The organism is Marinobacter sp. B-21 (assembly GCF_056857895.1).
The window spans coordinates 1-12,361 of record NZ_JBSXNZ010000069.1 but is presented as its reverse complement, the minus strand read 5'-3'; the positions used below and the strand labels follow the sequence as shown (position 1 = coordinate 12,361).

14 protein-coding genes and 1 pseudogene are annotated in these 12,361 nt (G+C 55.0%); 7 read left to right on the top strand and 8 right to left on the bottom strand.

Features of this window, described 5'->3' with window-relative positions:
• Positions 1-352: 352 nt before the first annotated feature.
• Positions 353-1,651 carry an OprO/OprP family phosphate-selective porin gene (locus AC13C0_RS09200; protein ID WP_227539478.1) on the bottom strand — a complete coding sequence of 433 codons (1,299 nt, stop codon included), beginning with the start codon at positions 1,649-1,651 and terminating at the stop codon, positions 353-355.
• Positions 1,652-1,977: 326 nt separating this feature from the next.
• Here AC13C0_RS09200 and AC13C0_RS09195 point away from each other — a divergent pair, with 326 nt between their 5' ends.
• Positions 1,978-2,673, top strand: a complete 696-nt coding sequence (locus AC13C0_RS09195) for a VWA domain-containing protein (protein ID WP_117618056.1) — start codon at positions 1,978-1,980, stop codon at positions 2,671-2,673.
• 68 nt (positions 2,674-2,741) lie between these two features.
• Positions 2,742-3,473 carry a J domain-containing protein gene (locus AC13C0_RS09190; protein ID WP_117618055.1) on the top strand — a complete coding sequence of 244 codons (732 nt, stop codon included), beginning with the start codon at positions 2,742-2,744 and terminating at the stop codon, positions 3,471-3,473.
• Between the two features lie 5 nt (positions 3,474-3,478).
• Here the strand turns inward: AC13C0_RS09190 and AC13C0_RS09185 are convergent, their stop codons facing one another.
• On the bottom strand, positions 3,479-4,558 hold the full coding sequence (locus tag AC13C0_RS09185; protein WP_117618054.1) for an alpha/beta hydrolase: 1,080 nt from the start codon (positions 4,556-4,558) through the stop codon (positions 3,479-3,481).
• A 260-nt stretch (positions 4,559-4,818) separates the two neighbouring features.
• Between AC13C0_RS09185 and AC13C0_RS09180 the strand changes: the two genes are divergently transcribed.
• Complete coding sequence (locus AC13C0_RS09180) at positions 4,819-5,301, top strand: hypothetical protein (RefSeq protein WP_482954300.1); 483 nt, start codon at positions 4,819-4,821, stop codon at positions 5,299-5,301.
• 119 nt (positions 5,302-5,420) lie between these two features.
• On the opposite strand, the gene AC13C0_RS09175 is transcribed toward AC13C0_RS09180, so the two are convergent.
• The 3 genes and pseudogenes from AC13C0_RS09175 to AC13C0_RS09165 form a co-directional block, all read right to left on the bottom strand.
• The gene (locus AC13C0_RS09175) at positions 5,421-5,864 is read right to left on the bottom strand and encodes a YHS domain-containing (seleno)protein (RefSeq protein WP_117618053.1); all 444 of its coding nucleotides are present in this window, start codon (positions 5,862-5,864) and stop codon (positions 5,421-5,423) included.
• A gap of 69 nt (positions 5,865-5,933) precedes the next feature.
• Positions 5,934-6,069, bottom strand: a pseudogene (locus AC13C0_RS09170) (glyoxalase); the annotation flags it as partial.
• A gap of 22 nt (positions 6,070-6,091) precedes the next feature.
• Positions 6,092-6,394: a 2OG-Fe(II) oxygenase family protein gene (locus AC13C0_RS09165; protein ID WP_117618052.1), complete on the bottom strand. Its 303-nt coding sequence runs from the start codon at positions 6,392-6,394 to the stop codon at positions 6,092-6,094.
• A 123-nt stretch (positions 6,395-6,517) separates the two neighbouring features.
• Between AC13C0_RS09165 and AC13C0_RS09160 the strand changes: the two genes are divergently transcribed.
• Entirely contained in the window at positions 6,518-6,745 is a 228-nt protein-coding gene (locus tag AC13C0_RS09160) for a hypothetical protein (RefSeq protein ID WP_117618051.1), read from the top strand.
• Complete coding sequence (gene mtgA, locus AC13C0_RS09155) at positions 6,745-7,437, top strand: monofunctional biosynthetic peptidoglycan transglycosylase (protein ID WP_341582487.1); 693 nt, start codon at positions 6,745-6,747, stop codon at positions 7,435-7,437. Before AC13C0_RS09160 ends, mtgA begins: the two co-directional genes overlap by 1 nt.
• Positions 7,438-7,560: 123 nt before the next feature.
• Here the strand turns inward: mtgA and AC13C0_RS09150 are convergent, their stop codons facing one another.
• Positions 7,561-8,139: a c-type cytochrome gene (locus AC13C0_RS09150; protein ID WP_117618049.1), complete on the bottom strand. Its 579-nt coding sequence runs from the start codon at positions 8,137-8,139 to the stop codon at positions 7,561-7,563.
• Positions 8,126-9,406, bottom strand: a complete 1,281-nt coding sequence (soxC, locus tag AC13C0_RS09145; protein WP_482954299.1) for a sulfite dehydrogenase — start codon at positions 9,404-9,406, stop codon at positions 8,126-8,128. Before soxC ends, AC13C0_RS09150 begins: the two co-directional genes overlap by 14 nt.
• A gap of 459 nt (positions 9,407-9,865) precedes the next feature.
• Between soxC and AC13C0_RS09140 the strand changes: the two genes are divergently transcribed.
• Entirely contained in the window at positions 9,866-10,321 is a 456-nt protein-coding gene (locus tag AC13C0_RS09140) for a DUF4112 domain-containing protein (protein WP_117618047.1), read from the top strand.
• A 122-nt stretch (positions 10,322-10,443) separates the two neighbouring features.
• Here AC13C0_RS09140 and AC13C0_RS09135 read toward each other — a convergent pair whose 3' ends face one another.
• On the bottom strand, positions 10,444-11,355 hold the full coding sequence (locus AC13C0_RS09135) for a DMT family transporter (protein ID WP_205422284.1): 912 nt from the start codon (positions 11,353-11,355) through the stop codon (positions 10,444-10,446).
• Here AC13C0_RS09135 and AC13C0_RS09130 point away from each other — a divergent pair.
• Complete coding sequence (locus AC13C0_RS09130; RefSeq protein WP_482954298.1) at positions 11,338-12,273, top strand: LysR family transcriptional regulator; 936 nt, start codon at positions 11,338-11,340, stop codon at positions 12,271-12,273. The two genes, AC13C0_RS09135 and AC13C0_RS09130, sit on opposite strands and share 18 nt — an antisense overlap.
• The last annotated feature ends 88 nt before the right edge of the window (positions 12,274-12,361 follow it).

Below are 12,361 nucleotides of genomic sequence, written 5' to 3'. Positions count from 1 at the left end.
AATCAAGGACTACCTTGCAACGTATAATGACGATCCCAAACCGTTTGTCTGGCGTAAAACCGCCGATCAAATCATTGAGTCAATCGCGCGCCTATCTGACAAGCTCAATAATAAGACGAACTTTTGTTAAGGGACACTAGGCCCCGGTACCACGTTCATTTCACAGCGATGGATCAAGCGCAACTCCCACCGTGGCACACGCGAGCTTGAGGCTTCAATTAAGGAGTATCTGGCGACCTGCACCGACGCGCCCAAGCCCTTTGCCTGGCGCAAAACGGCAGATCAGATCATTGAATCCATCGCTCGCCTATCCGATAAGCTCAATAATAAGGTGAGCTTTTGTTAAAGGGCGCTAGAATAAATATTGAATACGTGCGGTAAAACCAAGACCGTTATCTTCATCACCTACCAAATCATTCGCACCTGGACCATCCACTTCTGAATAAATAAGGTTCGCCATATATTTAACTTGTGATGAATAATAATAGCTCGTGCCCAAAGTATAAGTTGTTATCTCGGTGCCTTGCGTACTTGATGTCGCATCGGTACCACTTAAGCGAGCAACTAATTCCCATGCGTTTTTAACCCCTTTAGGCTGCTTAAATACCGCAGAACCTTTAGAGTATTGTTTTTGAAAGCCATCCAGGAAGTAACTCGCTGATAGGCTATAACCGTCATAGAGTTCGCCATCTAATATCGAAGTGGGATCTACAGTATTTAATTCACGGGCCGCGTATTCTGCCTCCACGGTCAGGCCTTTATACTGATACGCAGCCTCTAAACCTGCTTGTTGCAAGCTATTCAGGCTCACTAGATTACCGCCTGCGGCGTAATTTACTAGGCGCGTATTTGTGTTGCGTATTTCACCACGCGCGAAGGATTCCGTTAACAAACGCCCCCCCATATCACGTTTTGAATACCAGCTACCAAGATGTAATACGCCATTTTGTAAATCTTGTTGCCAAGTTAATCGGCCCGTTAAAGACAGCGCTAACGAGCCATCATCATTATTCCTGCCATTGGCACCAAATGCTTCATTTTTATAAGCACCAACAGCATAGCGAAAGCCAGTATCTTTAAAGTATTGGTAGGCCGATGCGCCCCACTGGAAGAAAGGCGACATACTATTTGCCACCGAGCTACGCGAGATAGTATTGATATATTTACTACTGGTTAGTGCGTTTAATGAGATATCTTCACGCAACTTACCAACTTGCACTTTCAGACCATTATCGAAACCGTTGTAACGTACTCGTGCCAAAACAATTTCACCAGCACCTTCAGCAAAATCGAGTAATAATTTATGATCCCAATCACCGTGCTCGCTCTCTACGTAGGTACGAATACGGCGAGGGAAAAAGTCACTGCTTGGGTCACCGCCGTTATCAGCATTGTAGGCACCTTCAAAGTAGTTGTAGTCAACCTGAACCCGGCCACCGAACTCTAAATTGAAAATGCTTGATTTTTTTAAGTCAGAGAATTCTTTTTGCAGATCATGTAGTTGCTGTTCTAATTTTTGGGTGTCGCTGTCTGCTAATGCAGTAGTACTCGCTAATGCTGCTGCAATAGAGAATGCCAGTTGTGTGCTATTTTTTTTCATGATTTTACCAGAACCTATTTTTTGTTTGATTGTTTTAATATGAGCTGCCATGTCGGCAACTATTTAAAAAATAGCGTTACCCTTTGATCGAAGAAATATTTAGAAGGTAAGTTCCATTGTGTTTATTAAGAATATTTTGATCATAAAAATCACGAACGAGAAAACAAGCACGAACGGGAACACAAGAAAGGTGGGCCCCGTCAGTTGGATGGCCTGAAGGTGCTGTTGTGACGTATCCTGGAAAATTGATGACAGCGGAGATGTGTTCGCGGTGATCGGATTCCATTGCTTCAGAAAAAACCGGGCCTGTGAATTGCCTCGTCTTTGCCCTACGCTTATAACGATAGTTTGGTCAGCCCAGGCGGTTTCAGACGCTTATGTCCGACAAAGAGCTACGCACCAAATCCGATAAACAGTCGATCGACCAGTTTATCCACCAGGTCCGGAAACTGCCAAAACAGGGCAGGGGGCAGGGCCGGCTGATTTTCGCCCTGGATGCCACCGCGAGCCGGGAGGCGACCTGGGATGAGGCCTGCCACTTGCAGAGTGAGCTGTTCATGGCGACCAGGGATCTGGGTGGTCTGGCCATTCAGCTGTGTTATTACCGTGGCTTTGGTGAATTCAAAGCCACCGGGTTCGTCACCGAGACCGGTCAGCTGTTGGATCTGATGAACGGCGTTTCCTGCCTGGGTGGCCGTACCCAGATCAGCCGGGTGTTGGCGCACGCTGTGAAAGAAACCCGCGCAAAGGCCGTCAAGGCCGTGGTGTTTATCGGGGACTGTTGCGAGGAGCCGGTGGACGAGCTCTGCCATACCGCCGGTGAACTGGGAATGCTGCGAACCCCGGTGTTCATGTTCCATGAGGGCGACGATGCCCATGCCCGGGCAGTGTTCCAGCAGGTGAGCAAGCTGTCCGGAGGTGCCTATGCCTCCTTTGATCGAAACAGCCCGCAGGTGCTCAAGGATCTTATGGCCGCTGTTGCGGTCTATGCGTCCGGGGGAGCCAGGGCCCTGCAGGACTTTTCCAGCCGCAGCTCCCCGGAAGTCAGGCGCCTGACAAAGCAGATCAGATAGCGCTTGTTTCCATTCACCTTCAAGCCACCTTCAATCCAACGATGGGCTGATGAGCCCGGGGTATCTGAGTGCAATTAACGCTACTGGTTATCGTACTGTCGGTTTTTGCATGGGTCTGGCTGCGCAACCAGCCGCCCAGCCAACGCAAGCCGGCCCTTATCAAGCTGTTGTTGTTTGCCGGTATCGCGATGGTGGTTCTGTTGGCCGTTACCGGCCGGGTGCACTTTCTGCTTGCGTTGTTGGTGTTTCTTTACCCATTGCTACGCCGTGTGCTGCCATCCATATTGATGGGGCGTATGGCCGGGGCAGGGAGCGGGGAAGCAAAAGCCAAACCGGGCAATCAATCCCATGTGTCCAGCGACATTCTCGAAATGAGCCTGGACCACGACTCCGGAACCATGAATGGCAAAATCCTGAAAGGCCCCATGGCCGGTCGGGCGCTGGCGGATCTGGGCGAGAGCGAATTTATCGAGCTGTTACGATACTGTCGGGAGCATGACGAGGACTCGGCCCGGCTGCTGGAGTCCTACCTTGACCGCCGGTTCGGAGACTCCTGGCGTGCGGACGACGTGGCCAGCGATGACGGCGGGGAATCCCGTGATCGTGCCAATTCCGGCGATGCCGGCGGTCCTTTAACCAAGAGCGAAGCCCTGGACATCCTCGGGCTGGAGCCCGGTGCCAGCCGGGAGGAGATCATCCAGGCCCACCGCCGGATGATGCAGAAACTGCACCCGGACCATGGCGGAAGTAACTATCTGGCAGCCCGTATCAATGAAGCCAAAGAGCGCCTGCTGAGCTGATCCCTTTAGGTTGAACCGGCTTCCACCCGCGACAGAAACGCCCCGATATGCTGGAACGCCTCTTCCGCCTCCGGCAGCAGCGGCGTAAACAGATGCCACACATGAACCATGTCGGGCCAGGTTTCCACTTCCACCGGTGAACCAGCCGCCCGTGCTTTCTCTGCGTACCGCCGGGCATTTTCCACCAACAGTTCCGATTCGCTGGCGTGAATCAGTGTTGGCGGAAGAGCGTGTAACTTTCCGCGCAGGGGTGATGCCATAGGGCTGGTGGGCAATACCCGCATGCCCAGAACGGTTCCCCACCATAGCAACGGCAGCGGTACCCGGGACATTTTTTTAACGATTGGTCCCAGCATGACATCGGTTTTCAGATTGGCCCGGCTGCCCAGTGAGGTCAGCATCAGTTCGGTGGAGGGTGACAATGCAATAGCGGCGTTCGGTGGTTGCAGGCCCTGATCTCGTATCCAGGCGATGAGTCCCAAGGCGTGGCTGCCGCCGGCGGAGTCCCCCGCAACCACCACGAAATCAGCCGGAGCCTTTCCGTCCGGGCCGTTGTCCAGAAGCCAGCGATAGGCCCGCTGGCAGTCGATGATGCCGTCCAGGTAGCGGTTTTCCGGCATCAGCCGGTAATCGATAGCGAATACGCAGGCGTGGGCCAGCCGTGACAACCGGTCAGTAATGGCGCGATGGCTTTTGGGGCTGCCGGCGATCCAGGCGCCGCCGTGAATGTAGAGAATGCGACGCTCGGGTTTTGCGCCGGGCGCAATGACCCATTCGCCCCTGGGGGAGCCGTTGGCAGGGGAATGGATTGCCGAGACCAGTTCCAGACCATCGCTCATGCTATCCATATAGTTCCGCAACGCCTTTACACGAGCGCGGCCATGGAGGCCTTCAGCGGCGGTATGCATACCCTCGACCATTTCAAGCACTTGTTGGCGAGCCTCACTTTGTTGCTCGCGGGTGGGCGCTTCGGTGTCATCCCCGGCATCGTGACGCCGGCGCAGGACGAACACCACGGCAGCAACCAGCGCGACCATGATCAGTCCGAGCCACATCATTGCGAACCAGGCGATTCCAAATATCATATACAGTCCTTACAGGGTTTCATCAGAGCCGCCCAAGACTAGAATTGCCCAGGAGCCCCTTGTTTGTCAGGACGTTACGGTAAGGGGCGGACCGGCTGATCACCAGTTGCGAGGCGCTCTCCTCCCACAGCGGATTAAACCACGAAACGTGTGGACATGTCCTTGAGCCCACCGGCGAGCTGGGCCAGCTTCTCGCAGATGAACTTGTGCTTCAGGGCCCTCAGTATGCAAAGATAGGGTTAAAGGACAGGAGCACCGCAATGACATCGCCCACTGACAATCTTCGGGGCCCCTGGATCACGTTTCTCGCGCATCTGTTCCTGATCCTCGTGGCCTGGACCGTCTTTATCAAATATCTGTTTCCGGTTGGCTTTGCGCTGGTCAGCGGTGAGGCGTGGACAACGTATATATACTGGGATCTTTGGCCGGCGGCTCATCTCTGGCTGGCCTGGGCGTTGTTGGTGCGGCCACGATATACCCGCATGCTGGCCATTGGCATGTCGGTGGTTGAGATTTTCACTATCACGACGCTGTTCATCTGGTTTCTGGCGGATCCGGAGTGGTCCATCTGGCGCACGAACTGGTTTGTGAACAAGGTATTTGTGCTGGCCGCGTTTGTTCTGGTTCTGGGTACGGCTCTGTGTCGGCCGGAAGCTCTGAAGGGCCACTCGGAGCGGCGAATTGAGGTACCAGAACGGCGCGTTCTACAATCGCTCACGCATCGGCCCGATCGAGAGTATTGAGGATATTCATGGGCTGGATGTGGTTACCTTCCGCTTCGCGCCGATCTTCAACCCGGCGCCACAATATGGTCTTTCGAGAGTCTCGTCTGGCTAAAGAGTTTGACAGCTGCTTTGATTTCCTACTCCAGAACCCTCGGCCAATTCACATCCGCCTGTCGAATAAACCCGTCTGGGTCTTCCAGCCACTGGTCTTGCACGGATTGGTTGTAGTTCAGGTACAGCCGCCCGTCCTTGATGGTCCAGTACTTAGGGTCGCCTTTGGCGAGGTTGCCCTGGCTGACAGCCCAGGCGCAGTAGCCGCCATAGGCCGGCACGTAGCGTTCAGGGTTGTCTTTGAAGCGGGCCAGATGTTCAGCGTTTGCAAATCGCCAGGTGGCCCCCTGGTACTCGGCCGTGAAGTTGCTGGAGCCTTTGGTGGGTTGTCCGGTTTCGAAGTAACTGACGGTGTCGTACCCACCGGCGCCGGTATTGCTCAGTAAGCCGGTGTAGACAGGCGGTTCGGAAGCCATTGCGCTGGCTGTGAAGAGCAGAGCGATGACCATCAGCGGTAAGAGCCTTTTCATGCCATTTCCCCTTTTGGTGAAGGCGACTATTCCTCAGACACCGCTGATGGGATTTTGTTACGTCCCGGCTCAGTACGCGCCCTCGCCGTAAATCAATTCATAGCTGTGGCTGTAGATTTCCACAATGTTCCCGAACGGAAATCATCCGGTAGGGTTTCTCGCCCGGGTAATAGAAACGGGGCTTTTCCATGCGCCTCTTTCCACCTTCACACTGTTGGGGTGCAGGCTCAGGATTTGTTTAGAGCAAAGCTCAACAACCACCGATTCCCGCGTTCGATCCTTGAAACCCGGTGCTGGTAAAGATCTGGTCGAAACAGGTATACCCGCCCGAACAGGTTAAAAATGTTCTTCTCGCAGATAAATTTGCCACCGGCTTTGGGTTTCACCAGAACGCAGTTGAGTTTGTATAGCTGGCCCTCAGAAATCATGTCCACGTGGGGCACGACCTTATGGCCCTCAGGGTAACGTACCAGGTATATCTTCAAACGTTTGGAGTGGAACAGGATCCGGGTTTTTACGTTTGCTGGCATGGCAGATGCGTTCGCTCTTAAACGGGACTCGGGCATCAGTTTGCGTGGTCTGTAGGGTGGTGGTCAATCGTGCCTCCGGTCCCTCAGTGTGCAAAGATAGAACTAAAGGACGGGAGCACCGCAATGGCATCGGCCACTGACAATCTTCGGAGCCCCTGGATCACGTTTCTCGCGCACCTGTTCATCTGGTTTCTGGCAGGCCCGGAGTGGTCCGTCTGGCGCACGAACTGGTTTGTGAACAAGGTATTTGTGCTGGCCGCGTTTGTTCTGGTTCTGGGTACGGCTCTGCGTCGGCCGGAAGCTCTGAAGGGCCACTCGGAGCCGCGAATTGATGGGGTGGGTTCGAACTAATGGCCAAGATGTCTGGTGCCCGAAAATTCCTGCGTCTGCTTGGCTGGACCTTCGGTGGCGCGTTAGTGCTGATCGTGTTGGTGATGCTGTTGTTCCGGTTTGTGAATCCACCCACCTCAGCATTTATGCTGGGCTACCAGTTGGAGTACCCGCACAAATCGCTGGCCTATGATTGGGTGTCCATGTCCGAGATTTCCCCCTGGATGCCCCTGGCAGTAGTGGCCAGCGAGGATCAGCGTTTTCCTTATCACGCGGGCGTGGATTTCGAGGCGATTCGGCAGGCGCTCTCGGAGTACCGGGCCGGCGAGGGGCTTCGGGGTGCCAGCACCATCACCCAGCAAACCGCCAAAAACCTGTTTCTCTGGAACGGGCGCAGCTTCGTCCGAAAGGCCATCGAAGCGGTGTTGGCCCTGGGGCTGGACGGCTTGTGGCCGAAAAAACGTGTGCTGGAGGTGTATCTGAATATCGCCGAATTCGGGCCAGGCATATACGGGGTGGAGGCGGCCAGCCAGGCCTTCTTCGGCAAGCCTGCCCGGCACCTTTCAGAATATCAGGCCGCGCGGCTTGCAGCCGTGCTCCCGAATCCGAAAGTGTTGAGTGCTGCTTCGCCATCCTCCTATGTGCTGGAGCGGGAGGCCTGGATTCGTGGCCAGATGGCGCAGCTTGGGCTCGGGCATTTGCGGGATCTTTAGTCGGAAAACCGGGAAGGTCGACCGAACCGAACCAGATCCACTTTAGATGAACGGCTTGTTACAGGAAAAGAGAAATTTTTTATTTCTCTTTTCCTGTAACAAGCCTACTGCTCGCCTGGTCCGTCACTCACCACTTCTACAATCACTCATACACGCCCTGGCATCAACATCCGGGCGTGGGTCCGGGTGGGCGAAGCCATCCCGGTTGGGCATTTTGACTTCGGGCAGTGACTTGGCGTCGAGGGTTGTGTCTTCCTCCACAATGCCGTTCAGGTGAAGAACATAGGCGGTGACCGCATAGGTTTCATCCGGTGAGAGGGATTGGGGGGACTGGAACGGCATGGCACGGTGAACGTAGTCGTAGAGTGTGGTGGCAAAAGGCCAGTAGCTTCCCGCGGTCTTGACCGGAGAGTCACTTGCCAGCGTGCCCTTACCGCCTACCAGCCGGTCCATCGGACCACTTTTACCGTCGGCGCCGTGGCAACTCTGGCATTGGGCCTGGTAAACCTCCTTGCCCTCGGCCACGCTACCGGAGCCTTCGGGCAGACCTTCACCGCTGGGCGGTACATCAATGTCCCAGCCCGCGACTTCTTGATCGGTGGCGTCCCGGCCCAGCCCGTAATCTTCATCCTGAGCCATAACCGTGCCTGTCCCGACCAGGGATACAAGTACAATGGGTGCGATGGTTTTATACGTGAACATTGCTGACCCCTCCATCAGAGCTGACTTCCCATGTTTGTATGGCATTCAGGTGATAAACGGATTTCAGCCCTCGCACGTCGATTAACGCCTGACGGGTGGGCTGGACGTATCCGGTTTCATCAATGGCACGGCTCTGCAGAAGCGCGCTGCCCCCCTTCCACCGCCATGGCAGCCGGAACGCAGTCAGTGCCTTGGTCTCCACCGGGCCTTCGAGCTTCGCCTGAGTCCAGTTGCGGCCACCGTCGGTGGAGACATCCACCCGGGTAATCTTGCCCCGGCCAGACCATGCAAGCCCCCGGATTTCGTAAAAGCCCTTTTCCGGAAGGGTGTGCCCCCCTGACGGAAAGGTGATTACGGACTTGGCTTCCATCACGAAGGTGAACTGACGAGCGCTCCCGTCCGGCATCAGGTCGGTGTATTTGGACGTTTCTTCCCGGGTCATATAAGGCGCGTCACCGACTTCAAGCCGGCGCAGCCACTTGATCTGGGTATTGCCCTCAAAGCCCGGCAGGATCAGCCGCAAAGGGTAGCCCTGTTCGGGCCGCAAGGCCTCTCCATTCTGGGCATAGACCACCAGCGCATCGTCCATGGCTTTTTCCATGGGAATGCTGCGGGTCATCGCGGCGGCATCGGCGCCCTCTGCCAGGATCCACTTGGCCTTATCCCTGACACCCGCGGCTCGCAGGAGCGTAGACAGGCGCACGCCTGTCCATTCACAACAGCTGAGCAGGCCATGGGTGTCCTGAACGGTCTTGCCGCTGGGCTTTTTCCATTCAGTCAGAGTGTTGCCCGAACACTCCAGGAAACGCTTCATCGAGACCTGGGGGAAGCGTTTGATCTCTGCCATGTCGAAGATCATCGGCTTCTCGACCATGCCGTGCAGCATCAGTTGGTGCTGTTCAGGATCGATATCAGGAACCCCGCCGTGATGGCGTTCAAAGACCAGGCTATTGGGGGTGATGGTGCCATTCAGATCCTGTAACGGGGTAAAACTCCAGGAAGAGGTTTTGGTGGGTGTTAAGTCCGTCGGTGTGCGGACTACGCCATCCTCAAATCTTGAGGGCTGGCCATAGGCCGGTGAAAGAATGGGTTTACCCTGGGACAGGGACCATTCCGGCACATCAGGTGCCAGATTTCCTGCGCCGCCGCTTGCCGCCAGTGCCTGGCTGACCGGTAAAGGCAAACTGACTACCCCTACCGCTCCCAGGGTGCGCTTGAGAAATTGCCGCCGTTCTATCTGCCTATCCGTGCGGTTGATCTGAGCCATAGTCCAGTTCCTCGTTTTTGTCACTGCAGCTCTGTCACTGCACCAACTACCCGGAATCCTTCATCAATTGCCAAGATGGTGCTGGTCGACATTATGTGAGTGTTTTTTGATCAATCATTAACGGAATAGCATTGGTCCTGACACCTGTCAAACTGGATAGGAAAACAGCGCAGAATTGTCTTTGACGATCACCCGTGCCAGTTCGGGCTGATTCTTGCCTCCGTGCTACCCTGATGATCTGTCGCCTGCAATCCATACCAGCAGCCTGTCGGACTTAAGTGATCGTCACGAGCAAGGTGGGAAAGCGAGCGCAAATTTTTTGGATTTTGAGGCGCATAGTGGTTCTATGTAACGAAAAATCCGGAAAATTTGAGCCGCTTTCCCACCGGCACAGTAGATCAGCCTTAAGTCTGACAGGCTGCTAGGCCCGCGATTCTGTTAACTGTTTGTGGAGATGTAATGGCAAAGCCTACCGAGGCCCAGCAACGGGCGATACTGGAGCGGCTGGATAAGTTCAGCCGGTTTACCGACAGCAGCATCGGTATTCCCTTCACCAAGTTTCAGATTGGCGTGGATTCCATTATTGGCCTGCTACCGGTAGTAGGCGACTTCGCCGGCTTGGTGTTATCCGGCTATGTGCTGATCGAAGCGCAGCGGGCGGGTGCCAGCAAGGATGTGAAGCTGCGTATGCTGCGCAATATGGGCATCGATTTTCTCGGTGGCCTGTTGCCGGTGGTAGGCGATGCCTTTGATGCCATCTACAAGGCCAATATTCGCAATACCCGGTTGCTGAAAAACGATCTGGAAAAGCAGCTCGCAGTGCAGCCGCCCCCACCACCCTTTCCCTGGAAGACCCTGATCTGGTTGTCCATTCTGTTTGCCGTTATTACGGGTGGGTTGATGCTCGTTTGGTAGTGGTGAGCACTGCGGTCTTGGTTGGGGTTAATGCAGATTGGCTATATTGCTTAATCCGCAGAGCGAGTTTGCAAAGAGATTTCTGGTTGCCGGAATCTCTGTCGCGATCGTTGCGTTTCTGATCAACCCTTGCCGCGCGATGTCCGGTTGCTCATCCGCAACCCCACGATCACAGTTAAAGCGCCCAGCCAGATTCCCAGTGAGTATCGCTCGTTAAACCATACTACGCCGATGATTAGTCCAAATACGGCAGCCACTGCGCCGAGTTGGCTGTAGAAAACCGGATTGGAGCGCTTCTGAAGCTCGAAGGCGCAGTAGTAGGTCAATGCGGTCAGAAGACCCTGGATGAGGATGACAGTTAAAAATGCAGACCCAAAACCCCCCGAGGCCAGCGGTGTTTCGGTTAGCCTGGCGAGTAAGCCCAGTACGATAGCCGAAGCGAGCAGGGTGCCGGCAGCCAGCGTCATGGGTTTTGCCTGGTCGGGCCAGGCGACCGAACGGTAGACATTGCCGACCGACAGCGCGGCCGGGATAAGCAGGCCGAGGGCGAACCACAGCAGATTGGACTGGCCCATTTCGGTATGGCGTTGCAGAACAATCCAGGCGCAGGCGGAAACCGCAACCGACAAGCCGGCCAGTTTCGTCCAGCTGAGTCTTTCCAGGCCGATCGTTGTTGCAATCAGAAAAGTGAATATCGGCGGTAAGGCGTACATGATGCCAGTGAAGCCGGCCCCCAGCTTCGTCACGAGGTAGAAGGCGATAACATTGGGTATCGCGATACCCGTCAGGCCACTGATAAAAAAGTAGATGGTCAGACGCTGTTCGAACAGGGCTCTGAAGTTCGCTGAGCAAAGCAACAAAATCAAGCCGGCAATGAGCGTTTGCCAGAATGCATAGGTGATGGCAGGCACACCCTGAGCCGTGGCTGCTTTCGCCAGGGCCAGCATCAGCGCAATCAGGAAACCATTGGCCATCAACAGGCCCCAGACAATGGCCTGAGGCGGAAAGGGCAGGCGTTGTATCAAGGTTATCATGGTCAGCTCGCTCCAGGGTATGAATATAAACGTGGTGAGCCTGAGTGTGCCGGAATTCATTCAATTGATAATTGGAGCGATCCGAACAATACTTATTCCAAATTGGAAAGTATTCAGGAGCGTGAGGTGGCCACCGACAAGCTTGTTGCCATGAAGATTTTTCGGCGTGTCGCGGAATTGGGAAGTTTCACGAAGGCCGCGGATGATCTGAACATCACCGCCGCGACGGTCAGTAAACACATCGCGTTTCTGGAGCAGGACATTGACACCCGGTTGATTAACCGGACGACGCGCCGGATGCATCTCACCGATGCGGGTCTGGCTTTTCTGAAGCGAACCCAGGCGCTTCTGGATGGCCTTGAGGATGCCGAACTGGAGGCTCGAGGCGTGCAGGCGGAGCCCCGCGGAACGATCCGGATCAACGTGCCCATGTCATTTGGCCTTACTCACATCACGGAAGCTATCGACAGTTTTCTGAAACGTTACCCTGATATCGACGTGGACCTGCAACTCAGTGATCGTATGGTCGATTTGGTAGAACAGGGCGTTGATATCGCGATCCGGGTTCGCAATGCGCTTTCCGATTCTAGCCTGCTTGCCAAGCCGCTCAGGAAATCCAGAAACATTGTTTGCGCCTCCCCTCAATATCTGGCGAGTGCGCCAGAGATCCATTCGCCGGCAGACCTCGCCCGGCACAATTGCCTGACGTTCGCTCTTCACGATAGGCCGAGGGTCTGGGAACTGGGTGCAGAGGAAGTTACCGTTAATGGTAATTTCCGGACAGATAGCAGCCTGGCGATCCGCCAGAGTCTGTTGCGGGGTTTGGGGGTTGGTTTGGTGCCGCGCTTTCTGGTGCAACAGGACCTAGCCCGAAAAATTCATAAAAAAAGGCGAACCTTGCTCAACCCATTGATATAATGGGAGTTACGACAATAACGCTTCGGAAGAAGCTAAACAAGGTTCGCCCATGTCCAATTCTATCCCAACTCAACTGCGCTTTCCTCCC